Annotated in this window: 23 protein-coding genes; 11 read left to right on the top strand and 12 right to left on the bottom strand. The window is 44.5% G+C overall.

Annotated elements, in window-relative coordinates:
• Positions 1–30: 30 nt before the first annotated feature.
• The 3 genes from BKB51_RS03565 to BKB51_RS03555 form a co-directional block, all read right to left on the bottom strand.
• Positions 31–813 (bottom strand): CbbQ/NirQ/NorQ/GpvN family protein, encoded by a 783-nt coding sequence (locus BKB51_RS03565; protein WP_085899711.1) that lies wholly within the window; start codon positions 811–813, stop codon positions 31–33.
• Between the two features lie 114 nt (positions 814–927).
• Positions 928–2,274, bottom strand: coding sequence for a cbb3-type cytochrome c oxidase subunit I (locus tag BKB51_RS03560; protein WP_085900197.1), 1,347 nt, complete (start codon positions 2,272–2,274; stop codon positions 928–930).
• Positions 2,275–2,291: 17 nt separating this feature from the next.
• Entirely contained in the window at positions 2,292–2,747 is a 456-nt protein-coding gene (locus tag BKB51_RS03555; protein ID WP_085899710.1) for a c-type cytochrome, read from the bottom strand.
• Positions 2,748–3,209: 462 nt separating this feature from the next.
• Between BKB51_RS03555 and nirK the strand changes: the two genes are divergently transcribed.
• Positions 3,210–4,415 (top strand): copper-containing nitrite reductase, encoded by a 1,206-nt coding sequence (nirK, locus tag BKB51_RS03550; RefSeq protein WP_198946616.1) that lies wholly within the window; start codon positions 3,210–3,212, stop codon positions 4,413–4,415.
• A 70-nt stretch (positions 4,416–4,485) separates the two neighbouring features.
• Positions 4,486–5,274: a formylglycine-generating enzyme family protein gene (locus BKB51_RS03545; protein ID WP_158090133.1), complete on the top strand. Its 789-nt coding sequence runs from the start codon at positions 4,486–4,488 to the stop codon at positions 5,272–5,274.
• Between the two features lie 38 nt (positions 5,275–5,312).
• On the opposite strand, the gene BKB51_RS03540 is transcribed toward BKB51_RS03545, so the two are convergent.
• The 4 genes from BKB51_RS03540 to BKB51_RS03525 form a co-directional block, all read right to left on the bottom strand.
• On the bottom strand, positions 5,313–5,861 hold the full coding sequence (locus tag BKB51_RS03540) for a hypothetical protein (RefSeq protein WP_085899708.1): 549 nt from the start codon (positions 5,859–5,861) through the stop codon (positions 5,313–5,315).
• A 35-nt stretch (positions 5,862–5,896) separates the two neighbouring features.
• On the bottom strand, positions 5,897–6,628 hold the full coding sequence (locus BKB51_RS03535; RefSeq protein WP_085899707.1) for a Crp/Fnr family transcriptional regulator: 732 nt from the start codon (positions 6,626–6,628) through the stop codon (positions 5,897–5,899).
• Positions 6,629–6,674: 46 nt separating this feature from the next.
• Entirely contained in the window at positions 6,675–7,271 is a 597-nt protein-coding gene (locus BKB51_RS03530) for a Crp/Fnr family transcriptional regulator (protein ID WP_255312430.1), read from the bottom strand.
• 258 nt (positions 7,272–7,529) lie between these two features.
• Positions 7,530–8,189: a LysE family translocator gene (locus BKB51_RS03525; RefSeq protein WP_085899705.1), complete on the bottom strand. Its 660-nt coding sequence runs from the start codon at positions 8,187–8,189 to the stop codon at positions 7,530–7,532.
• Between the two features lie 458 nt (positions 8,190–8,647).
• On the opposite strand from BKB51_RS03525, the gene BKB51_RS03520 reads away from it, so the two are divergent.
• The 5 genes from BKB51_RS03520 to BKB51_RS03500 all read left to right on the top strand — a co-directional run bounded on the left by BKB51_RS03520 (position 8,648) and on the right by BKB51_RS03500 (position 13,187).
• Positions 8,648–9,493: an IclR family transcriptional regulator domain-containing protein gene (locus BKB51_RS03520; protein WP_085899704.1), complete on the top strand. Its 846-nt coding sequence runs from the start codon at positions 8,648–8,650 to the stop codon at positions 9,491–9,493.
• Positions 9,494–9,786: 293 nt separating this feature from the next.
• Complete coding sequence (locus tag BKB51_RS03515) at positions 9,787–10,617, top strand: cyclase family protein (RefSeq protein ID WP_085899703.1); 831 nt, start codon at positions 9,787–9,789, stop codon at positions 10,615–10,617.
• 139 nt (positions 10,618–10,756) lie between these two features.
• A complete protein-coding gene (locus tag BKB51_RS03510; protein WP_245813237.1) occupies positions 10,757–11,401 on the top strand; it encodes a dienelactone hydrolase family protein in 645 nt (214 codons plus the stop codon).
• Between the two features lie 229 nt (positions 11,402–11,630).
• Complete coding sequence (locus BKB51_RS03505) at positions 11,631–12,707, top strand: lipid A deacylase LpxR family protein (protein ID WP_158090132.1); 1,077 nt, start codon at positions 11,631–11,633, stop codon at positions 12,705–12,707.
• 75 nt (positions 12,708–12,782) lie between these two features.
• The gene (locus tag BKB51_RS03500) at positions 12,783–13,187 is read left to right on the top strand and encodes a carboxymuconolactone decarboxylase family protein (RefSeq protein ID WP_085899700.1); all 405 of its coding nucleotides are present in this window, start codon (positions 12,783–12,785) and stop codon (positions 13,185–13,187) included.
• Positions 13,188–13,198: 11 nt separating this feature from the next.
• On the opposite strand, the gene BKB51_RS03495 is transcribed toward BKB51_RS03500, so the two are convergent.
• Complete coding sequence (locus BKB51_RS03495) at positions 13,199–13,903, bottom strand: hypothetical protein (protein ID WP_085899699.1); 705 nt, start codon at positions 13,901–13,903, stop codon at positions 13,199–13,201.
• A 226-nt stretch (positions 13,904–14,129) separates the two neighbouring features.
• On the opposite strand from BKB51_RS03495, the gene BKB51_RS03490 reads away from it, so the two are divergent.
• The gene (locus BKB51_RS03490; RefSeq protein WP_085899698.1) at positions 14,130–15,104 is read left to right on the top strand and encodes a quinone oxidoreductase family protein; all 975 of its coding nucleotides are present in this window, start codon (positions 14,130–14,132) and stop codon (positions 15,102–15,104) included.
• 189 nt (positions 15,105–15,293) lie between these two features.
• A complete protein-coding gene (locus BKB51_RS03485; RefSeq protein ID WP_085899697.1) occupies positions 15,294–16,922 on the top strand; it encodes a PAS domain-containing sensor histidine kinase in 1,629 nt (542 codons plus the stop codon).
• A gap of 108 nt (positions 16,923–17,030) precedes the next feature.
• On the opposite strand, the gene BKB51_RS03480 is transcribed toward BKB51_RS03485, so the two are convergent.
• Both BKB51_RS03480 and BKB51_RS03475 read right to left on the bottom strand, forming a co-directional pair.
• Entirely contained in the window at positions 17,031–17,912 is an 882-nt protein-coding gene (locus BKB51_RS03480; RefSeq protein ID WP_085899696.1) for a glutathione S-transferase C-terminal domain-containing protein, read from the bottom strand.
• 125 nt (positions 17,913–18,037) lie between these two features.
• On the bottom strand, positions 18,038–18,835 hold the full coding sequence (locus BKB51_RS03475; RefSeq protein ID WP_085899695.1) for a hypothetical protein: 798 nt from the start codon (positions 18,833–18,835) through the stop codon (positions 18,038–18,040).
• A 169-nt stretch (positions 18,836–19,004) separates the two neighbouring features.
• On the opposite strand from BKB51_RS03475, the gene BKB51_RS03470 reads away from it, so the two are divergent.
• Together BKB51_RS03470 and BKB51_RS03465 are read left to right on the top strand one after the other, a co-directional pair.
• Positions 19,005–19,910 carry a LysR family transcriptional regulator gene (locus tag BKB51_RS03470; protein ID WP_085899694.1) on the top strand — a complete coding sequence of 302 codons (906 nt, stop codon included), beginning with the start codon at positions 19,005–19,007 and terminating at the stop codon, positions 19,908–19,910.
• A 275-nt stretch (positions 19,911–20,185) separates the two neighbouring features.
• The gene (locus BKB51_RS03465; protein WP_245813203.1) at positions 20,186–21,079 is read left to right on the top strand and encodes a branched-chain amino acid aminotransferase; all 894 of its coding nucleotides are present in this window, start codon (positions 20,186–20,188) and stop codon (positions 21,077–21,079) included.
• A 108-nt stretch (positions 21,080–21,187) separates the two neighbouring features.
• Here BKB51_RS03465 and BKB51_RS03460 read toward each other — a convergent pair whose 3' ends face one another.
• Complete coding sequence (locus tag BKB51_RS03460; RefSeq protein ID WP_085899692.1) at positions 21,188–22,015, bottom strand: class I SAM-dependent DNA methyltransferase; 828 nt, start codon at positions 22,013–22,015, stop codon at positions 21,188–21,190.
• Positions 22,016–22,189: 174 nt separating this feature from the next.
• Entirely contained in the window at positions 22,190–24,769 is a 2,580-nt protein-coding gene (locus tag BKB51_RS03455) for an ATP-binding protein (RefSeq protein ID WP_085899691.1), read from the bottom strand.
• Positions 24,770–24,971 lie beyond the last annotated feature (202 nt).

Genomic DNA, 24,971 nt, shown 5'->3' with positions numbered 1-24,971 from the left:
TTAGGGTTGTTTACTGGAGGCAAAATCGGGTTATCCGAAGCTGACCCGAACCACTTCTTCCAGTCCCTGTTTGACATCATGTTCGTCCGTTAAAGGTTCTATCATGGCGTGGCGAATGGCTTCGTCATATCCAAGTCCCGCCTGTATAAGTGTTGCGCAATAGACCAAAAGGCGGGTTGAAACACCTTCTTCCAGATCTTGTCCTTTCATGTCCCGAAGTTTGCGGGCCAGTCTGACGAGGCCCATTGTACGATCGGGATCAAGGCCGCTTTCGGTTGAAACAATGCGTGTTTCGGTTTGGGCATCTGGAAAGTCAAACTCGGCTGCGATAAAGCGTTGTCGCGTGCTGGGCTTGAGACTTTTCATCATGTTCTGGTAACCGGGATTGTAAGAAACAACCAGCATGAAATCATCCGGTGCTTCCAACATTTCGCCCGTACGTTCCAGTGGCAGTAACCGCCGATCGTCAGTCAGGGGGTGGAGAACAACAGCGACGTCTTTACGGGCTTCAACCACTTCATCCAGATAACAGATCCCGCCTTCACGAACGGCTTTTGTCAAGGGGCCATCAGTCCAAACCGTATCGCCCCCCTTAAGCAAATACCGTCCGGTCAAATCAGAGGCAGAGAGGTCGTCATGACAGGAGACTGTGTGAAGTGGTACACCGATTTGATGAGCCATATGACTGACAAAGCGTGTCTTGCCACATCCTGTTGGTCCCTTGAGTAACAGAGGGAGTTTGTTCTTGAATGCCTGTTCAAAAAGGAGGCACTCATTTGCTGTTGGTTCATAATAAGGTTGTGACTGTGCCATAACAAACACCTGTTTTTATAAATGAAATAACGAATAAATTGTCAGTTTTTACTGGAACTATTGGGGTTCGGCAGGGCGAACCCCAATAGTTATACGGTCCTGATATTACAGGAATTATTCCGCAGGCTGTTGAGCCGTTGAGTTTACACGCTGTGCTTCTTTTCCTGGAACAAGAAGGGAATACACAATGATGAACGCACCGATAACAACAACCAGACCAGAACCAAGACGCAGCTGATAGAAGAACATCATCTGATCTTGAACATCCATGTAGGCCTCGCCCAGGTAACGTTGAACGTGGGACTGGATGACCCCTGCAAATGTCAGGGTAAAGGTCATGAAGGCAACCCCGGAAGAGCAGATCCAGAAACCCCACATATTCAGTGTCTGGTTGTAGGGTTCACGTCCCAGAAGCTTGGGCAGGGCATAGGTAATGATTGCCAGGTTGACCATGACATAGGCGCCATAGAAGGCGAGGTGACCATGGGCGGCTGTAACCTGTGTACCGTGACTGTAGTAATTTACATTGGCCAGGGTATGAAGGAAGCCCCAGACACCGGCACCAAAAAAGGCAAACACGGAACAACCAAGTGCCCAGAGAATAGCGGCGTGGTTTGGATGCTTTCGACCGCCCTTCCAGACCATGTAGAAAGTAAACATAACCATGGCAAAGAATGGTGCAACTTCGAGTGTTGAGAAGACAGACCCAATCCACTGCCAGTAACCGGGTGTCCCGATCCAGTAGTAATGGTGTCCTGTTCCGAGTAGTCCGGTGAAGAGCGCCAGACTGACGATCAGATAAAGCCATTTTTCAACAATCTCACGGTCCACGCCTGTCATCTTGATCATCAAGAAGGCGAGGATAGATGCCATGATCAGTTCCCAAACACCTTCAACCCAGAGATGGACGACAAACCACCAGAAGACCTTGTCGAGGACGAGGTTGACGGGGTTGTAAAAGGCAAAAAGGAAGAGAAGGGCAACCATCCATAACCCGATAATAAGGACCACGGAAACGGCTGTTTTCCTGCCCTTGAGGATGGTCATGCTGAGATTGAAGAGGAAGATCAGCATCACGCCTACGATGGCGATTTTGATCCATAGAGGCTGCTCCAGGAATTCACGGCCGCCGTGAACCCCGAAGATGTAGCCTACGATAGCGGCGGCACCACCGCCTAGAAACAGCCAGAATTGCAACTTTGCCAAAAAGGAACTGTAGATTTCTGTTTCTGCTTCTTCGGGAACCAGATAGTAGGCGGCACCCATGAATCCCATCAGCAACCAGACAATAAGGCTGTTAGTGTGAATCATTCGAATGATGTTAAAGGGAAGTGTTTCCGCCAAAAGATTTGGCCACACATAAACGGCTCCGGCCAAGGCCCCGAAGGTTACCTGGGAAAGAAATAAGACGAGCGCACCGACAAAGTAGTAGAGCGCGACTTGTTGAGTTTGATATTTCATGTGATCGTTTTCCTGGCTCATCCTTCATCGTTTGGTGGCCAACCCTGGGTATCTATCCCATTGGTCCACTTGAAGAATTCGACAAGGGCGTCCAATTCTTCTTCACTGAGGTCAAAGTTTGGCATCTGACGACGGCCTTCGATACCGGTTGGCTGCGACTTCATCCATTCCTTGATGTAATCGGCAGCACCTTCCGGATCTTCCGCGCCCCCGCGACGCACCCAGACGTTCCCGAGTTCCGGTGCAAAATAAGCGCCTTCACCAAGAAGGCTGTGACAGTTAATACAGGAATGCCGTTCCCATACTTCTTTACCAAGGGCGACTTGTTCGTTGATTTCTTCCGCATTTGATGTTTCAGGATCAGTTGCGTAGTAAACAGAATCAATGACGAGACCAATAAAGATCACGGCAAAGAAGATAGTCCCTCCGTAGAAGATGTTCCGGGCGGCGCTGATTGATAAGCGCTCATTCATAATGGATCTCCCAACTTGCTAGACGGATGCGAAAGACCACGACGGTATGTCGTCAGTCTCTCCACCTGTCTTTATAGATACATCCACGCCACATCTTTATATTTGACGATGGTCAAGTCAGGAGAGGATGGGCTTTATTTGTATGTTTTCCTTGCGAGGAATTGTTTAATGCCAAAGTGCCCGTGATTTGACTGTTTTTAAAGAAAACCGAACAGTGCGACAAAATGTGCCAAGGTAATTTTATTTATTTAAAAACAGATATTTAGAGTCTCTTCTCCTTAAGAAAATTAAGTGTGGTTGCCCTACTTGCTCAAAGTCAAATCACTGATAGGAAATTTGAATTACTCCTTAGGCGTGAGTTGATATTAGGACGGCTCGCGATCAGAGGCCTATCCCTTCCTGTAAACCCAAGGGGTCACAAGAGTTCCGACAGAGATTGGAACCTTATCTAGGAGCAAGATTATGGAACACAATAACGACAAAACAATGGATCGTCGCAGCTTCTTGCGCGGAACGACACTCGCATCAACAGGGGCTGCCTTGGGTGCTATGACAATGGCAGGCACTGCCGGAGCAGCAAATACAGGTACTCCGGCCAATACAGAGTCAGGGTATGATCAGATTGCAAGTGCCGAGATAAAGTCAAAACCATCCCTTAGTGAAGCAGAGATTGCCAAGCTGCCTCGTGTTAAGCAGAAGCTGGTTGCACCACCTTTTGCCCCAGAACACGATCACGTTGCCAAAGGTGGCCCTAAGGTTGTTGAAGTCACGATCACGATTGAAGAAAAGCCATGGCAGATCGACGATGAGGCTGAAACAATTGCCTTGACCTTCCACGGTAGTGTTCCCGGGCCTTTGATCGTTGTTCACGAAGGGGATTATGTAGAAGTTACACTGGAAAACCCGGAAAGCAACGGAATGGAACACAATGTTGATTTCCACTCTGCAACTGGTGCCTTGGGCGGCGGTGGACTGACTCATGTTCTGCCGGGTGAGACAGCTATTATGCGTTGGAAAGCAACAAAGCCAGGTGCTTTTGTTTATCACTGTGCGCCGGGCGGATCCATGATTCCTTACCATGTGATCAAAGGCATGAATGGTGCCGTTGTTGTTCTGCCTCGTGATGGACTTACTGATGGTCGTGGTAAAGCCATTACTTACGATAAAATGTACTACATCGGGGAACAGGATTTCTATGTGCCAAAAGATGAAAACGGCGAATACATGAAGTTCACCGAAGCGGGCGAAGATTTCTCTGAAGTTATGGACCTTGCCCGTGGCCTGATCCCGACACACGAAGTTTTCAATGGTAAAGTCGGTGCCTTAACCGGCGATGGTGCCATGAAAGCCAAGGTGGGTGAAAAAGTTCTCTTTATCCATTCCCAAGCGAACAGAGATTGTCGTCCACATCTTATTGGCGGTCACTGGAACTATTCCTGGGAAGCGGGATCTTTTGATGACATTGCTGGTCGGGGACACGAAACCGCGATTATCCGTGGCGGATCAGCTGGTGTTTTCCATTATGAATTTTTGCAACCAGGCGTCTATGCCTATGTAAATCATAATCTGATCGAGGCAACTGAGTTAGGGGCTGTTGCTCATATGGTTGTCGAAGGGGAATGGGATGATGATCTCATGAAGCAGATTAAGAAAGGTGATGAGAGTTAAGTTAACGTAAGTCATAAGCCAGAGGTGGCTTGGTTCTGATTTACCCAGATCTATTTGGGGTGATATGGCGATGAATAGCAAACATATCTTTGTAACTTTGTTTCTTGGTCTTGTCGTGAGTGGCGGTGCTTTTGTTTTGAAAGAGCATACCGAAGAAAAGACCAGATTGGATGCTGTGATGGCTGAAAATCCCGCGTATCACCCCAGATTGGTCAAGGTAGATTTAGAACCAACCGCCACGTCAAGTTATACAAATCGCAAGACGATTTTTGTGACCTATTCAGAGGTAACAATTGGGCATTGGCAAGCCTGTTACGATGATGGAGGCTGTAGTTACCAGCCGAAGATGCGTGACAATGAAACCCTTCAGCATCCAGTAACAAAAGTTAGTTATTTTGATACGGAAGAATTTGTCCGCTGGATTTCCTTGAAAACTGGACAGATTTTTCGTTTACCGCTGGAATCAGAATGGAATTATTTTTCTCGCGATGTCATCAGCCCGCCTGAAAAGCTTTTCGATGATCCCCGGCTGGCTTGGGCGGCAGATTACGTTACCTTTAGTAATCGTCCAAAATCCAGCAAGACCAAGATTGTTGGCGGATATGGTACAAATCAATATGGGTTGGTTGATCTGCAAGGGAATGTTTGGGAATGGACACAAACTTGTTGGAGTACAAATTACAGCGATCTGACAACGTCAAAAGAACGTAGTGAAGCCTGTGGCGGTGTGCGGATTATGCAGGGAGAGCATCGATCCTATCAGTCCGAGTTGATCAGAGATCCAAAAATAGGTGGATGTTCTGTTGGGTCTCCGCCAAATAATGTGGGTTTTCGCCTTGTAATGGAAGAGAAAGCCTAATAGTGCAAAAGATGTGTCGGAAAGCTTCTTCTGACATGTCACTCTTTTTCAAGAATCAAAAACCGATACTCACCCATATCATCTTCGTTGCTATCGTTGACCTTTGTGTCTGATATACAGATCCATCGGCGCTCTGACAGGATGTCTCTAAACTTATTCGATAAACGCCTTATCTTTAGCCCGAAACAATTGGCATCAAGTGACGTATCCATAAAACGCAACACTTCGAGAAAATCATTGGGATGGGTAAAGGCGCGAACGTCAATCGTGATGATATCATCGTCGAAACTAAAAACCGCTTTGGCTGTATCTTTTTCTTTCTTCAGTTGCGTTTGATCCCGGTATATATGAAAAAGCCATCCTTCTGGAGTGTCTTGGCGATAAATGATACATCCCATTTTGGTAAGTTTCATCCGCAAAGGGATAGGATCAAAATTTGACTGCAGCATGACCTCTGTCTCGTCCGTTGAGTTGAAGAGAGTATCGGTGACGACATCAACAGGAATATGACCTTCTGCTATTATATCCTCAACCCTAAGATAATGAAGGTTTGCACCACCGTCTTTGGAAGTTGTCTCGTTGTTCATAGCAGATCTATCCTGTCGTGTGATGTGTTCTGAATTTAAGCCGACATCAAGAGCTTGTTATCGTCAAAAACATAACCAAATCCGGCACAGTAGAGACGCAGTTTTTCCGGGTCTGTGATGATGACTTCCTGTCCTTCGCAAACGATCCCGGCATCTTCAAGTCGACGTAAAACCCGTGAAAAGCTGGCAGGATCAATGCCGATATTACTGGCCATGGTTTGTTTGCACCGGGGAAGGTTTCCCGATCCTTTCCACTTATTACTTTCGTAAAGGGAAAGTAACTTGGATGCGACCCGCTGACAGGGGGATAGACTTTTTAATATTTTGATCTCACTGATTAAAAATTGCTGACGTTTAATAAGGGCACTCAACAGATGAAGAGATGCTTCTGGATCACTCAATATTTTCTTTTCAAATACGGGTTTTGAAACTTTGACAATGCGTGATTTTGGCATCGCTGTGGCGTTAATCGGAAACTCTCCTAGCCCAAGCATGGCTGCTTCGGCAAAGCTTTCGCCAGGTTCAACAATACGGACAAGGCTTTGAGCACCGTCGGCAGTTAGAATTGTCAGGTGCACTTCGCCAGACAAGAGAATGTAAAAGTCGTCTGCGTCATCACCCGCCATAAAAAGATCGGTCTGGTTTTCATAGAAGGTTCCGGGAGTATTTTCAAAAAGCCCCTGCAAAAGCTCTGGTGAAAGTTGAGAGAAAATTGCGACATTGCTCAGGGTTTGAAGCTCGCTATCCCCGATTGTAAAATGTTTCATGTTATGAGCCTCGACCTTTTACAGTGTTTTAAGGCAACGGTTATTTTTAGGTAAATGAATAGCCACAGTAATCTGCAAGCTCTTCGATGTTTGTTATAACAACTTTGTTGCCGGGTTGTGTATTTACGCCGATTTTTTTCAGTTTGGCAAAGGTACGGGATAAGGTCTCAGGCGACATACCGAGTTTGTCTGCAATGATGCGTTTGTCATAGGGCAGGGTAATAGTATCGCCCCCTTCATCCTTATCTGAAAGTTCTATTAAAAACATGCTAAGGCGTTCTGCAGTGGATCGCATTTTCAGGTCGGCGATTTGGGTCATCAGAGAATGCATGTTGAGAGAAATACTGCCCATCATGCGGAAGAGCAAGGCAGGATCTTCAAGTAGAATTCGCCGCAGGACATCCCCGGGGATGACCCTTGTTTCAACGTCATTCAAAGCAACACAGGTGAAGTTGTTGAGGGTTGAAGTGGTGATTGATTCTTCACCAAAAGCGCTACCGGGTCCGAGAACATCAATGGTAGATTTTTTATCGCCACAGGTAGAGTTTAATAAAAGACGGACATATCCGTCTTCGAGAACATAAAAATTTTCGGCTTTTTCACCGAATTTGACAATAGTTGTCCCCGCAGGAAAGGTTTCTATACGACTAAGCGGTAAGAGAACTTTTTTTTTTCTGCGGTCAGCTCAAGGAAAGGAGAATGAAAGTGATTCTCCCTGGATGTATGCGTATGTTGCGACATGCCGATTACTCTCCTTTTCCGGATATATTCTGGCACCGGACATAATTGGGTACAGGGCATCATTGAGCACTGATTTTGAAAGAGCTTAGCTGATTCCGGTCGATGAGAACTTGATTTGGATCAAGCCCCATCCCAAAAGCGATGTTGAAGAGAGGGCTTGTTATTGCTGGATCGTTGCAAGCTTGATTGCCAGGGCAATGAAAACAACGCCAGCGGTTTTATTCATTATGGTTTGTGCCTTGGATGATCGTTGAAGATATCCGCCAATTGCACCGGCAAGCAAGGCAATACTCCCAAAAATCAAAATCGTTGAAAGAATGAAGAAGCCGCCAAGCTGGATCATCTGTAATGACATGCTGTCACGTGTCGGATCGGCAAATTGTGGTAAAAAAGACAGGAAGAAAATTGATACTTTTGGGTTGGTCACATTCATAATGATGCCACGTCGGTATAACTTGAAGTACCCGATTTTTTGAGCACGATTTACGTCTTGCTCTCCATTAAGGTTGTCTTTCGTGACCGAAATGTCTTCAGCTTTAGCTCGTAACGCGCCCCATGCCAGATAGAGCAGATAAAGTGCGCCAATGATTTTCAGGACATTGAATGCGGTGGGGGATGCCTTGAAGATAGCCGCTACGCCCAAGGCAACAGCCGTGGTATGAACCAGTACACCCGTACAAAGGCCCAATACAACAAGAATACCAGCCATTTTTCCGTTCAGTGCTGATTGTGTCAGCACAAAGATATTATCTGGCCCCGGGGTAAGAGCAAGCAGAATACAGAGTGGAAAAAAGAGTGCGAGGACCTCAAAAGTGAGCACCAGTATAACTCCGTCGTTTATCTAAACGTTGGTATTCAACGTTGGTTCTTGTTCAAAAAATTGGATTTTGTCGATGGAAAATTGCGATGCTCTATAACTACAGTCAGGCTGCAGCAAATACAGTTGGGAAGGGTTCCTTGGGCATTTTTAAACAGCGCTAAGATCTGGTTCGGCAACAGAGCTTTGCACCTGAAATGCTTTTTGGATCAAATAACCCCGATGATAAAAATCAAAGGCTATATCTGTATCTGGCGCGAACAGTACGTTTTTGTCTTTCGAAAATTTATCGTGACAGAAACATACTGGGACAAAAATCTATAAAGACATCGCAATCTTCTTGTCTTCTTTTGTAACTGGTTTTGTATTTCAAACAATAGAATGTTAGAAAATGTTCACTATGCGAACATTGGTATGTTTCAGGGACAACTTCCCTTCATTAAAAGTGAAGATTTTTTCTTATGGATCGTGACGATTATAAACCAAACGAGAGCAAGCCAGCCCCATATAAACCGGTAAGGGCTCTTTCACGAGGACTTGCTCTCTTGCAGATTCTAAATCGCGAGGGACCATTATCTGTTCAGGGGCTTTCCAATTCGAGTGGGTTAAACCGGACGACGGTTTATCGCTTGTTGGAAACACTGGAACGCGATGAATTTGTTCAATCCGGCGCTTTATCTTCATCGCTATGGCATTTGAAGATAGGGGTTAAAACCCTGAGCGAGGGATACGATCATAGGGATTGGGTGACACAACTTGGTGCACCAGTGCTGGGCAAGCTTCTCAAAAAGGTTATATGGCCGACTGATTTGGCTGCGTTTGATGGCAGGGGAATGCTGATACGCGAGACAACACATAAATTCAGCCCGCTTTCAAACCACAGATCCATGGTTGGTGTTAGATGGCCGGTTCTCTCGTCATCTCTGGGGCGGGCATTTTTTTGTTATTCGGATGAAAAGACGAGGGCATCGATCCTTCGTGTTTTAAAGGCTTCAAATGATCCGGCTGATCGCGTAGCAAAGGATCAAACTCATGTAGCAAACCTGGTTCGCGTGACACGAGAGCGTGGCTATGCACAAAGCATTGATGAGACCACACAGGGGATTTCATCAATCGCCCGACCTGTATTCTACCGGGGGCAGGTTGTCGCGTCGATTAATATGGTATTTTTTTCTTCTGCTCTGTCGCCTAAAGTTGCTGCAGATAAACACCTGTCCGATATCAATCAGGCTGTTACTGAACTCGAAGAAAATTTGTTGGACAGCAGCGATGTCTTTAAGCAACAGTTAGAAGATCAAGCCTATTAAAAACTGAGCTGTGGCAATTCGAGTTTATAAAATCTTTGTTTGAGGGAACTCACTCGATTGTTACGGTTCATAACGGATTTATATCAAGTTTTGGCGAACGGGTTTGATAGTGTTAAGGTCAGGAACCTGCGGAAATATATTCCTGCGTTATTACTGTACCGGTTTGTTTTATGATCTGTACATTTCCAATGATTAATTCTGAACTCTCGTTTGGAAATCAATTTCTGAAGATAATTCTAAGATTAAATATATCTGGCCATTAAAGTTGGCGATTAAACCTGGGAGGAAGTTCTATGTGTGACGCGTGTGTTATCGAAGCCGTCAAAGAAAAGATGTTATCCCGTCGTGATCTCTTTAAAACGGCTGCTGCGACAGCTGCTGTTGGTGTCGTTGGTGGGGCTGGGGCCTCAATTGGGGCTTCGACGCCTGTTCTGGCAGCCGGGGCAAGTAAAGTCGAAGACATGACGCATGAACTTCACGAAGACTTTCCTACCTATTTCGGGGCTCAGGGTTTTTTCAAAGAACAAAAATTTAACTATGCCGAGCACAAGTTCAATCTACTGGAATTGAAAGTGAATGAGCACACCGGAACGCATCTGGATGCACCGCTTCATTTTTCTGAAAATGGTCAATCCGTTGCTGAAATTCCGGTGGAAAATTTGGTCGTTCCCTTGTGTGTGATTGATATTAAGGAAAAAGCGGCTGCCAATGCTGATGCACAGGTTACACCGGATGATATCAAAGCGTGGGTTTCTAAAAATGGTCCTATTCCTGATCGGGCTTGTGTGGCGATGAATTCCGGGTGGGATAAATTCACGGATAGTGACAAGTTCCGTAATGTTGGTGATGACGAGAAAATGCATTTCCCGGGTTTCCATGTTGAAGCAACACAGATGCTGTTGGAAACAAATGCTGTAGGATTGGCTTCGGACAGTCTGTCGCTGGATTATGGGCAATCAGCAGACTTTGCCTCTCATTACGCCTGGTTACCTACCAACCGATGGGGCATTGAGTGTCTTGCCAATCTGGATAAGGTTCCAGCCAAGGGGGCGACACTGGTTGTGGGCTCACCAAAGCATCGTGGCGGTACAGGTGGCCCGTCCCGTATTTTTGCGATGTTCTAATTTCGGCTTGTGAGCACTTTTTATTTGATTGGGGATGTTGTCTTCTTCTAAAGATTGGAAGGCAAGGTCCCCAATTTTATAGTAATCTGGCATTACAGCCTGTGCTGGTCAGTCCGTTTGGGAAAACCTGTTCTTGAAAGTGGGTACCAGTAAATCAATGCAGATTATTATCCTTCCCGAAATATATGGGCGTACGTCTTTTATCTCGGAACTCGAGACAACCTTTCTTGAGCAAGGTATCCCTGCCAAGATACTTGATCCCTATGGTGGAAAACGGCCTGTCTTTAACGACGAACAGCAAGCCTATGATCACTTCATGCGTGAATGTGGGCATGATGGATATCTGGCTTTGTTACAAAAAGAAATCCAACAGACTGAGGGACCATTGTACCTTTTGGGGTTCAGCGTCGGAGCTTCAACAGCGTGGCGTGTATTGGAACATCTAGATGTTGCGAATAGAGTTCAACGTTTTGTTGGCTTTTATCCGGGTCAGATCCGACATCATCTTTCCATTAATCCGGAATGTCCGACTACTTTAATTTTCCCGAGAGAAGAGGCCCATTTTTCTGTTCAGGATAGTATGGACAATCTGCGAAGAAAAGATTTTGTCACTTGTTACCAAAGCAGAGCTTTGCACGGCTTTATGAATCCTTGTTCGGGTAACTTTGTTCTTGAATTGTCGAACGAGTTTCTACGTGTTTTCCAAAAATCCAGCTGTGATGATTTGGGCAGCAATAATTGGAAGAGCAGGTTAGATGGCTATCTGTTGAAAACTTTTGAATAGCTCTCTTTTAATCAAGACTCTTCCGGAGGATCTTTTTTAGTATTTGAGAACAGGGAAAGCCAAATTTATGGAAAATTTATAAATACGACCTCTTCAACTGAGGGAGATTTTATCTTGCTTCGGTTATCTGTTAGAAAATGGGGATGACATTTTTCCGCCATGATCTCTTTGTAGGGATAGGGCGCTTATATGTTATAGGATTTAAATAGCTGGTTGGGGGTATCCCGGTTTGAAAGTTACATCACTCTTTTCTGGATTAATATCGGGTGCTCTTATTTGCAGTAGCTCACCAGTGCTTGCGCAAGATGCTGATCCATCAACAGAGTCTGATGCGACCTTTCAAGAACAACTGACTGGACGGGTCGCGAACAAAAAAGAAGATCAGTATATTTCGCTGGTCATCGAAAATGATTCCCTTGGCACAGCGGGAACCGATAAAAATTATACCAGTGGTGTGCGTCTAGGCTATCTGGACGTAAATGCAGACTTGCCAGATATTGCCTATACGCTGGACCGTGTTATCCCTACTTTTGGTATTAATGAAACGTCCAGTGTTTTCTATTCTCTGGGGCAGAACATCTATACGCCACGAGATATCCGCCAACGCGAACAGGATCCGAATGATCGTCCTTGGGCCGCACATCTTTATGGGTCAATTGGCCTTGTGACTGTTACAGATAATCATCTGGATGAAATAGAGGCTTCTCTTGGTATTGTTGGCCCAGCAGCATTGGGAGAACAGGCCCAAAAATTTGTTCATACCCATGTGACCCCCAGCAGCCCGACACCGCACGGCTGGTCAAATCAGCTCAATCATGAGCCAGCGGTATCTCTTGGTTGGCAACGACGCTTTCCCGAATACTGGTCCGTTGATGTGGCCGGGTTAAGTCTGGGGGCTTCGCCATATTACGGCGCAACTCTGGGCAATGTGCACACCTTTGCCGATGTGGGTATTAACTTTAAGTTGACGCCTGACCAGGACGTTTGGCAGGACGCACCTGTACGTGTGAAACCCGGCCTTCCAGGCACAGGGTACTTTGATACTCCTGATGATGGGTGGAGCTGGTATCTCTTTGGGGGCGTTGAAGGGCGTGCCGTGGCGCGTAATATCTTTCTGGATGGCAATACCTTCAGTGACTCACACTCTGTAGATAAGCATCATTTTGTCGCTGATATTAATGGCGGGTTAGCTATGACCTATGACCGTTATCGTATGAGTTACACCATGGTTTACCGTACTAAGGAATTCGAAGGACAAGACGATCCGGCTGTTTTTGGCGCTGTTAGCTTTGGTGTGCGGTTTTAATACTGGTGATCGTGTGCGCTATGTGATTATGCTATTGGCTGAACTTGATTTTTTCAGCCATTTCAGGAGCATGATATGTCCACTGTCCTCCCGCCGGAAGATCTGGAGAATAACCCACGGGTAAAAGCTGTCTTTGATGATATCCGGGCGACGCGTCAGACGGATTTTATCAATAATATCTGGCGATATCTGGCCTTTGATGAAGATCTTTTGGAGCGTACATGGGGCGAGGTGAAGGCGGTGATGGCAACGCCTTCCGATTTGGACCCTCTAACCAAAGAGATGCTCTATCTTGCGGTTTCCATTGTGAATAACTGTAACTACTGTGTGCATTCCCATACGGCAGGGGCCAAAGCCAAAGGCATGACGCAGGCACAGCATGCTGAAGTCCTCAAGATCGTGGCGTTGGCGTCAAAAACCAATCAGTTGGCCACTGCGCTGCAGGTGCCAACTGATCCGGAATTTCTTTTGGAGGAGTGATTTTAGATCAATTACCAATCAAATAGGGGCGTACATAGTCCTCTGGGTTCTAAGACAGCATTCCAGAAGCGGTCGCAATTAGGGTTACTGTATCTTTTGTATCCCTTAACGGGATTATTTGTCATGAGACGTGTCTGTAAAGGTATGCTTTGAGAAATTTCAAGCTCTGAGTAAAACTTTCGAGCTTTATCTTCATTGTTTAACACTTGAAAAATAAAGTCGTAGGGTTGAGCTTTATCGTTTAAAGTCAAATCGCCAACATAAATAGCTTCGCCTTCTGATACAGTAAAGCTCAAGTCTCGTGAAGGTGTATATCTTGAAATAGTTTTATAATTCCCTAGAGCGGTACTTATGTACCTATACTTTCCAGGTTTTACTAAAGAAGCCAAATACCTTGCTTCTTTTGATCTATAAACGAAAGTATTGATTTCTCCTTGTTTTTCCTTGTCTTCACGATATCCACCAGTTTTGAGGACTTCCAAAGAGTTTGTTGTAAAGTATGTTGATACAGCTTCTGATGGTTCACTAGGATAGTCATGTTTGATACTGAGTAGGACAAGAGCTTGTCCTTCGGGAATTACCGCCGTTTTAGCAGGACTCATCTGATGTTTACCAGATAGACTGTATAGTTGCGCTGTTGGCTCTATAATTGGTTGTGCGCAACCGACAATTAAAAACATCAAAGATAGTAATGACAATAATTTTACATGGTTCATTTTTTTACTCTTTAAAAGGGAATTTTTAAATTATTTTATATATTTAACTAGAGATTTATCAATACATGAATCGCCATTTTTTATTTAAGTAAAGACTGTGCCGAGTATCTTCTTATTTATTGAGAATGTCATTTTAAGAACTTGAAATTACTGATTTAGGTTGTATTTAGCTTTATCGGTAATGATAGCCTTGAAAACAAACATCTTGTAGAACGGATCCTGAAACATGACCTACGCAATTATCGCACGCCAGAAGGGCGGCAGAGACGTTTTGGAAAAAGCGGAAGTCGCCAAACCAGAGGCTGCAGCAGGTGAGGTCGTGGTGCGTCACACAGCCATCGGGGTGAACTTTATTGATACCTATTTCCGCACCGGGCTTTATCCGTGGCCTGTCGAAAAGGATTTGGTGCTCGGCAGCGAAGCCGCCGGGATTATTGAAGCTGTGGGAGAAGGCGTGCCAGGTTTTTCGGTCGGTGACCGTGTTGCCTATACCATTCCCAATGGTGCCTATGTTTCTCATCGAGCGATAGAAGCCAAACATTTGGTGAAATTACCTGATGGTATTTCCGATGAAGTCGCGGCTGCATCAATGCTTAAGGGATTGACGGCTCACTATCTTTTGCATAGTAGTTTTGAAGCGCAACCCGGACAGAAGGTTCTTTTCCATGCTGCCGCTGGTGGTGTTGGTCTTATTGCCGGACAGTGGTTAGCAGCAAAAGGTGTTACAGCAATCGGAACTGCTGGTGGCCCAGAAAAATGCGCACTGGCATTGGCTCATGGCTATAGTCAGATGATTGATTATAAGTCAGAAAATTTTGTCGAACGGATCCGGGAAATCACCGAAGGGCAGGGCGTTGATGCGGTTTATGACAGTATCGGCAAGGATACTTATCCCGGGTCTTTACATTGCTTGAAAAATTTTGGCTCGTTGGTCAGTTTTGGGCAATCTTCTGGCCCAGCACTTGATTTCAAACTATCTGATCTCGCCGCTGGATCTTATTCTGTAACGCGTCCAATCCTGTTTCATTTTACCGCTGAGTCCGGGTATTTGCAGTCGGCGGCGGATGCTCTGTTCGCCATGATTTCTTCGGGCGATATAAAGATCAACATCAATCAAAATTTTAACCTCACAGACGTGGCAAAAGCCCATGATCAACTGGAATCTCGCCAGACAACCGGATCAACTATCTTGCTGCCATAACAGGGTTTGACAAGTGTATGCAAAATTCTCGGGGTCTAGGTCTTTTAAAGCTCAATTAAGCTTATGTTGATACCATAGAATAGTCAGGGATGTTCTTGTCGCTAGAATATCCCCTATTTCTTGTGTATAATATATTTTTACGCATGAGGTAATGTTGAGAATTTTAACCTTTCCCGAAGGTTTTACTTAATGGATCAACCACCAATTTTCGATAGTTTTATTGATGGTCCTGCGAAAGAGCTGCTTCGATTAATCAACAATCATGCGCTTGTCTATATTCTGTCAGATGATGGAATACTCAAATATTCCAACCAAAAACTAGCTGATCTTTCCGGGTTTACTGTTGATGAGCTAGAGGGAATGTCGGTTTTAAACTTGCGATCCCAATATCACCCTGACTCATTTTACGAAGAAATGTGGTCGATCCTGCGTCAGGGAGGAACCTGGACGGGCGAAATATGCTGCATGGGGCGATCAGGCTCTTACTATTGGGAAGAGTTATCGATTTGCCCGCTAGAGCTTAAAGGGGATACAAACAAATATTATCTTGGTGTCAGTGCTGATATTTCATTATTAAAAAGCCGTGAAAAGACCATGGAGGCCTATAATGAGATGTTGGTCAACATCACCAAGGGGATGCCCTTAAGAGAAAATTTTGTACGCCTGATACACAATGTGGAAGCCATTTTCCCGCATATGAATTGCGCGATTATGCTGTCAGAGAACGAAAATTATCTCCGTAGTTTTGCTGGCCCAAGTATCCCGGATGAATATGCGGAAGCTGTTGATGGCATTGAAATTGGTGAGACGGTTGGTTCTTGTGGGGCCGCAGCAAAAACACAGGAACTGGTGGTTGTCGAAGACATTTACAATCACCCCAACTGGGCGCCTTATATTGATGTTATCAAGGACACTGGTTACAGGGCTTGTTGGTCGCATCCTATTGTGAGTTCTGAGGGCAAGACCTATGGAACCTTCGCAATTTACTACAGAACAACACGCGGACCGACAGAAATAGAGCTCACTCTTATTCAGTCCCTGGCCTATAGCTGTCGCGGAGCGATAGAGAGCCATAACGCTAGATATGAATTGATTGAGCAACGCAACCGGGCCGAGACGGCAAATCATGCCAAAAGTCAGTTTTTGGCAAATATGAGCCACGAGTTGAGAACACCCCTGAATGCCGTGCTTGGATTTTCAGAAATACTGGAAAAAGAGCTGTTCGGACCGCTTGGTAACAATAAATACAAGGTTTATGCCGGAGATATTCAAACTTCGGCGCATTTCCTGCTCGATATTATTGGCGATATTCTGGATATATCCCTTATTGAAGCGGGAAAGGTTTCACCGGAACCTGAAAATTTGCCAGTTAAAAAATTGATGGGCTGTTGTATGCAGCTGGTTAAGAACAGGGCCAATGACAAGGGCGTAACCTATGAGATTATAGAACCCGAAGGGGATTATTATATCTATGCGGACAAACAGCATGTGAAGCAAATTATTGCCAATTTGCTGATCAATGCGATCAAGTTCACCCCGTCCAAAGGGAAAGTCATTCTTACTGCTGAAATCAATAAACCGGAATATATTGATTTTATCATTAGGGATAACGGAATTGGCATTACCAACGAAAATTTGGAGCGGGTAATGGAACCATTCAGTCAGGTGGCAGATAGTATGACCCGTGCGCACGAAGGCGTTGGCTTAGGGTTAAGCCTTGCCAAAAAACTCGCGGTTGCACAGGGAGGCGACCTTCGGCTTGAAAGTGAATATGGTGAGGGCACGACCGTTTTTGTGAGTTTGCCTCTTCAATATTGATGATCGCTCCAAGCCTATTGTATTTTTTGCTTATTTACGAATATAGAAGAGTTTTTTGATCGGAAATATTCAGGTTGGTCCTAAACTGCCGTCGAATTGACGATTCACTTACCAAGCGATTATAGGTCCAGCAGGAACGATGCCAGTCGGGTTGATATGCTTATGAGATATGTAATAATGAAGTTTACTGTGATTTATATCGACTGTTTTTCGAAGGCTTGGAATTGCCATTAAATCCAGCATATATCTGTATAAGCTTTCAAAACTATTTAAACGCTGTTTATTTGCTTTGAAATGTATTTCATATACGGTTTCAAACCTTACTAATGTTGGCATCAAAAACAAGTCTGATAAGGTTATGTCATCACCAAACAAATAACGTGATTTCTTTAGACGTGCATTGAGTATCTCTAACGCATCAAAGAAGATTTCGCTTGAAGTGTTGTAAGTTTTTTGATCTTGCGCAAAACCAAAGTTGTAAACTCGTCGATTGACATTACTGTGTAACCATTCATTCAGGGCAATGATCTCATCCTTATAATTCTCAGGAACAAGATTAAATTTGTTTTTTGCTAAAGGTAACCAGCGTGTCGCAAAATCCATTGCAAGAGAAGCTGAATCATTACCAATAATAACGTTGTGCACTTTATCCCACAAAATGGGCACAGTTACTTTTCCTGAATAAGTCGGGTGGGACAGGGTCGAAAGCTCAACCAGGTTTTTTGTTTGGTTAATTTCGTCGGGATATTCTTCATTAAAGAGCCAGCCGTCTTCATAACGTTCTGGGGCTACCGAAGAAATAGACACAACATCTTCCAACCCAAGATAGTTAATCACGCCATAAGGACGGTGTGCAAAAGGGCATGCAAGTGAAATGTATAAATGATATCTGCCTGCCTCAATTGCTTTTGAAAGGGTAAAGGTATCTATAACGGATAATTCGTGTTCTTCCTTATTGGGGTACCAAATTCCTTTGTCTAAAACTGCCATGACGTAGATCCTTCTTCTTGGGACTGATTGAAGAGCTAAAATATCGTTCTGAGTGGCTTTAATAAGGTGTGGAAAGGGGAGGTAAGTGCATTTATGTGGCTCATGCGCTTTCCACACCGCCTCTATTAGTCCAATAGTTTGGGGGTCGCACCGGATTGGTCAATCCAGGGGTTCGTACCCACTAGTTTGGAACCTGCGAGATTTTTCTCATCGAAGTGGATGATAAATTCTTCAGGTCCGTGTGCGTAAGCAATAACCAATCCGAACTCTGGGTCAAGAAATCCACCATGAGGTCGGATACCAGGGTAACTTACGCGCCAAGCCGCGCCATCTAGATCAACGTAACCGAATGTCAATTTGCCAGTGACATTGCCGGGCAGTTCAAAGAACCAAACCCAAGGCCCTCCTGACACGATGGTCATGACTTCGTCAATACCAACACCTTCTTTCGAATGGTTGATGTGCAGTGGGCCGAATTTATTTTGTGCCCAAACACGAGTATCTGCATCCATTGCTCTCATGTCATAGACTTTTGGATAAGGTGCAACGCCCGGTTCAGAAGTTGTCAACGAGCCGCCATTTTCAACAGTAGGTTTGCGGCCAGCTGCTTCGATTTCGGACAACAGGTCTTCGCGTGTCAGTTCAAAATAGGAGAGCAACTCGGCGACTTCATTTTCAGTGACGGCGCGGGAATGTGAAGCTTTCAGAAGTGGCAAGGCTTCTTCAGGGAGTGGTACCGTGCTCACCCTTACACCTACGGCACGTAAAACTTTATTTATACCTTTAAGGCCAACTGTTTCAGGGCTTCCGTCACTATATGAAAGTGTAATGCGATCCTCAGTAATAGATGATCCTGCAAAACTTTGTGTTGCAGGTAACGTAAACAGCAAAGCGCCAAGGGTTAAGCCAATCCATTTCTTCATGATAGTATCTTCCTAAATAATTGGGGCGTTAAGTCGCCGATATATAAATGTAGTTTTGCCATGTGGCTGTAACTGGATATAAATATAATTATTTAGATTTGGTTGATAAACAGTGGTTTAGTGATAAGATAATTTACCAATAGTAAATAATATTATTTGAATTAAGATTATGGATAAATTTCGAGCGATCACAGTTTTTCGACGGGTTATTGAACTAGGTAGTTTTAAAGCTGCTGCTGAAGATTTAAATTTATCAAAAGCGGCTGTTAGCAAGAACATCAATGAGCTTGAGAATTATCTAAAAAGCCCCTTAATCATGAGAACGACGAGAAGAATGAATGTCACGGAGAATGGTCAGCATTATTACAACCATGTTCGTAACATATTGGATGAAATGGCCAACGCAGATTTATCTATTCTAGAAAACACTCAACAGCTTAGGGGAGAACTACGAATAAGTATGCCGATGTCTTTTGGATTAGAAACGATAAATCCCGCAGTGTGCCAGTTTATGAAGTTATATCCTCAGGTGAATATAGATGTTTTAATGAGTGACCAATATGTTGACTTGGTTGATCAAGGGATTGACATTGCCATCAGAGGTGGGGGCCAATTAAAAGACTCAAGTCTTCGTTCACGCAAGTTGTTTGAGCTTAATCGTATTCTTTGTGCGTCCCCTGTTTATATAGAAAATGCACCTGAACTTTTGGAACCGGATGACCTAAGTTTCCATAATTGCCTCATCTACAGTTTGTCGTCATCACCCACGAATTGGGTCTTTAAAAATGAGAATGAAATAAGAGAACTTAATTTGGTTGCGGGGTCTTATGTCGTGAATAATGGTTTGGCGTTGAAACAAGCGGCATTAGCAGATTTGGGCGTTATCTTGGCACCTGAGATCCTTGTGCACGATGAATTGGAAGCCGGCAAATTGATAAGGTTGTTACCCGCATGGAAGGCGGATGCACATGCACTTTATGCGGTTTACCCATATCACAGAGAAACATCACATAAAATCAGAACGTTTATTGATTTTCTCGCAAAACTAGATGAAAAAAGTAGGGTATCGTTGTAATTATTTTTTACGATCATATTTACAGTTCTGCTTCGTAGGGGATTATCCTGTAGCTAATGGTTGTTTTATGTGAAGTTTCAAATAGGGTAGTTATCTGAGCTTTACACCGCGACCAAGGCTTTTATTCAAGGTTTCGGTTTAGTTATCTGGCATTCATCTTGTTATTTTATCCCTCAGATTAGAAAATCTTTTATAACAGTATTAGATAAACTGGGCTTGAAGAATTATCCTTGGCCTAATAAAGCTAATATATAAAAATATTTTCAGATCCAATTTTGAAAACCCAATTTAAAAACAGAGAAGGCAAAGGGATGGCAATCGGCGAAGTAATCTGGACCTATTTTCAGGGTGAATGGCACGAAGGTAATCTACCGATTATGGGGGCCGCAGATCATGGCACCTGGCTTGGTTCTCTTGTTTTTGATGGTGCACGGTCCTTTGAAGGTGTTGTCCCCGATCTGGATCTTCATTCAGCCCGTGTGAATGCGTCTGCTGAAGTTATGGGGCTGAAGCCAACCATGACGACCCAGCAACTGATAGACTTGACCATGGAAGGTCTGAAAAAGTTTGCAGACGATGCCGCTGTTTATATACGTCCGATGTATTGGTCGAAGGAAGGTGGCGCGGGCACAGTTGTTCCCGATGAGAATTCTACCGAGTTCTGTCTCTGTCTGGAACAGTTTCCAATGGCTCCAACCAGCTATACGCAAACTCTTTGTCGGACGAAGTTTGTCCGTCCGATGGTTTCAATGGCGCCGGTAAACGCCAAAGCAGCTTGTCTTTACCCGAACAATGGTCGCATGATCCGCGAAGCACAGGCGCGCGGATATAATAATGCTCTTGTTGCGGATGCGTTGGGAAATGTTGCTGAAACCGGTACGTCTAATGTGTTTATGGTCAAGAATGATGTGATCTATACACCGGTTCCAAACGGCACATTTCTAAACGGTATTACTCGACAACGCGTTATTAGTCTTCTTCGAGACGCCGGACGTGACGTTGTTGAGACAACACTTACCTTTGAAGATTTTGAAGGCGCAGATGAAGTCTTTATGAGTGGAAATATCTCTAAAATAACGCCAGTGGTTAAGTTCGAAGATGTGGAGTATTCCATCGGGCCCGTGAGCAAACTGGCCCGCGAACTTTACTGGGCATGGGCAAAGAGCTGAGGCAAGACGAACAGAACGACTTGTATCTTACGGCAGCCCGACGCATTGATATTGCTTCGGGGATATTGCTTCGGGCTGTTTTTCATTGTCTAGCCTGATCAGTTTTGATTAGCTTGCACAGGCAATGATAATCATTTCTTTATGGTCATTCTTAAATGGTGATTGATCCCAATCGCCGTATAGATATTCGGTTTTCAATCCTGCGCTTTCAAGATGGCTTGATAGTTCTTGCTGACTGAGAAACCGTATGTGTGCCTCGGTTCTTATTGTGTCAGATTGATGTTTTCTAGCGTTGAGCGTTAGATTTTTTTGGGCGGAATATTTTTCACGATAAAGAGTGAAATATTGAACAATCGCTCCTTCACCCTTTTGTCTGACACGACCAACGTCATGCCATACTTCAATCTCTTTGCCTGTTGAGTGATCAGTATCTTGGGGAAGGATAAAGGTCTCTATTGTTTGTTTCGGCGTCCAGTTTAACCAAGCTTTGGTTGCCGAGTTTCTGGTGTCAAAGGCAATGCGGCCATTGGGGTTTAAGTGAGATTTCATATTGGAAAGAGCGGCTTGTATATCTCGATCAGTTAGAAACACCTGAAAGGCATGACCGCTCAGGATAATAAGATCGTAGCGGCTATCAGATTTATAGGTAGCTGCGTCAGATTTAACCCAAGCGATTTTATCACTGAAAGGTCGGCGTAATGCGATGTCTAGCATATCCTGAGCGGGATCAATCCCGGTTGTACAATGCCCTGCTTTGGCAAAAGCAGTGGTGAGCAACCCTGTGCCGCAGCCAATATCAAGTATTTTTTGTGGAACAGGCACGTCTTGGATCAGTGAGAGAAAAAAGTCACAGTCAGGCCCCCAAGGGTTTTGTTCGTCATAAAGACGGGTAAGAACCGGATCATGATAGTGATCTAAAGCGCGTTTATCTGGCATTATTACGTTATCGGGTCATGTTCTTGGGTAATAGTATTGATGAGGTGAGAACGGAAATATGTAGGAATGGTGCTGTGAAATTATCCTTGTTGTTAATGCACATCGGTTTTGGATCGCAGTTACTTTGCGTTAAGTTTTTTTGATTTCTGAAAATTTCCAATAACCGGCTTATGTTTAGGCCGTGCGGAGCTGATCAAGAGATGATAAATAACACTGCTCAATTACTTCTTTTAACTGCTCTTCTTTGAAGGGTTTTGTCAGAACATCGTTCATTCCCGCCTTGCGAAAAACTTCGTGGCGGTCGGTGAAGGCTTCGGCTGTTAGACCAATGATCGGAACATAGGCTCCCTTGTCTGTGGCCCTGATCTGTTCTGTGGCACTGATGCCATTCACAACTGGCATGTGGACATCCATAAGGATGAGATCTACGTCATGTTGTGCGAAAAGATCAACTGCTTCCTGACCGTTTTCGGCCCGAATGATCTCGTGGCCAAACTTTGTGATAAAGGCTTTGGCAATCATGGCGTTAACCGGGTTATCTTCTGCCAACAGGATAGATAGCTTGCCGATATCAGTTTGTTGCGGACGGTTAAGGAGATTGTAATAAGAATCAATTTCTTCGCTGCTGGGCAGTGTAATGGGGAGCTCAATCCAAAATGATGTCCCGCCACCCAATTTACTTGTAACTCTGATGTTTCCTTTTAATAACGCGATCAGGCTTTTTGTTATGCTTAAGCCTAAACCTGTTCCCCCAAATTTCCGAGTGATGGTATTATCGGCTTGGGTGAAAGCATCAAAAATACTATCCAGTCTATCTTCTGCGATACCAACACCGGTATCTTCGACAAGGATACTTAGTTCGGTGGTATTGTTTACGGTTGTAAGAGAAATTGACAGTCTTACTTGTCCTTCTTTGGTGAATTTAAAAGCATTGCTCAATAAGTTATTCAGTATTTGCCGCAACCGGGTTTGATCACTGTAGATCAGTTTGTGATTTTGTAGATCAATATCTGTGACAAACTCGATCCCCTTTTCATCGGCAAGCGTGCCAAAGGTGGCCTCAAGTGGGATAAGTATTTCTGGCAGATCAAAAATTCTGTTTTCCAGCTCCAGAGCGCCGCTTTCAATCTTGCTCATGTCCAGAACATCATTAATGATTTCCAGTAAGCTCTGACTGGATGAAATCAATGTTGAAATCTTGAGTTCCTGATCTGCATTCAAAGGCGTATTTTTTAAGAGCTGAGCCATGCCGATCATACCGTTCAGGGGCGTGCGGATTTCGTGACTCATAGTTGCCAGGAAATTGGATTTGGCAGAATTCGCGGTTTCTGCGGCATCTTTGGCTTCTTCCAATGCCTTTGTTCTCTGCTTGATCTTAGCTTCCAGATTACGGTTAAATTCTTCGACTTCCTGTTTGGCTTTTTCCAGCCTTTCTTCGGTTAACTTGAGCTCAGTGACATCCTGAACAAGTCCCGTCACCTGAAGAACTTTGCCGGAAGCGTCACAGTTAAGATCATTATGGCTGGTTACGTGCCGAACATCCCCATTACCATGCACAACACGATAGCTGAGAGAGAATTTACTTCCCCTTTCCAGGTTTTTTGCCTGAATGCGTTCAACGCGCTCTCGATCATCTGGATGCACACAGGTAATAAAGGTGTCGTAGCCCGGTGTTACGTCATCACGAAGACCGTAAACACTGAATAGGTTTTCCGACCACTCTTCATGCCCGTTCGTTAAATCCCAAAACCAGTGCCCCATCATGGCGACACGCTGGGCGCGTAAGAGGCTGTCGTTATTTTTATCAAGCCGTTCAGACAGTTCTCGTCGGGTTGTAATTTCTTTATGAAGGGAAGCCAAGCTTTCCTGAATTTTGTCTAACATGCTATTAAAGCTATAGCCAAGCTGCCCGATTTCATCATTGCTGGTGTCTTGAAGCCTTATATTCAGGTTCCCTGATTTGATTTCGGTGCTGACATCAGCAAGATGAAGGATTGGACGGATAAGTCTGCTTTGCAGATGAAAATAGCTGATAATGACAAAGATGATTGTCGAGAGCACCAGAATGGCCGCCATGATTGTGAGGCGATTGATTTTACTTTCAATCACAGCGACTTCACGGGCTGTACGCCGATCAATTTCGATGCCAAAGCTATTGATGGGTCGCATAATCTTAGCCTTGGCGTCATGATAGGCATCACTGAACAAGATATCAGCCGCAAGCTGTGGATCGGGAGGGGCCTTTCTGGTTAAACCTCCGTTCTCATCTGTGAAGAGGCCATTGAGTGCGGCAAAAGCTTTTCGTTCCAGAAATACGAGATCGTCAGAGTTTGTTTTGGCAGCTTCCAAAAGACCGAGTTCTTTTTCACTGATCCCTACAGCCTTGATCAGGGATAATAATGATGCCGCTGGTTCGGGGTCGTCATCATTGGGTTGACCGGAAATAACAAAATCCCAATAGATACTGTTGTAATTTTGGGGTCTTGGACTTTTCCCATCCCGAATATCCAGAATGTCGTTAAAATATTGTTCAAACCGTTGTTCACCAGTGACGGCATAACTTCGGGCCATGCGTGTCAAATCGTCAGAGGATTGTCGCAATCGATCGGCGAGTTTTAAAGCTTCCAGGCGTTGAATTTCTTTGTGAGTTAATTTTGTTGAGCTGTCATATAGCAACCCAAGGGTGAGTGTTGTCGCGCCAAGCAACACCATGAGAAGGGTAAAGATTATTATAACCCGAACACGGATTGACATATAGAAGCACCTGTTTTCCCGTACGTATATCCTAATGCTGTGTTCTTAAAGCAGGGTTAATGGCAATAAGAGAAATCACCGCATATTATGGTGTTCTAATTGTTGGCCCAAGATCGACTCATTTGATGTAAAAGGGGCTTTGTGACTGGACGAAAAATGATTAGCAGAGGGACGAAAATTGTTTGCCAATCTTTGTTACTTT

This window comes from Kiloniella majae (assembly GCF_002118315.1).
GTDB lineage: Bacteria > Pseudomonadota > Alphaproteobacteria > Kiloniellales > Kiloniellaceae > Kiloniella > Kiloniella majae.
Note: the sequence above shows the minus strand (reverse complement) of the source record. Positions and strands in the feature narration are given on the sequence as shown.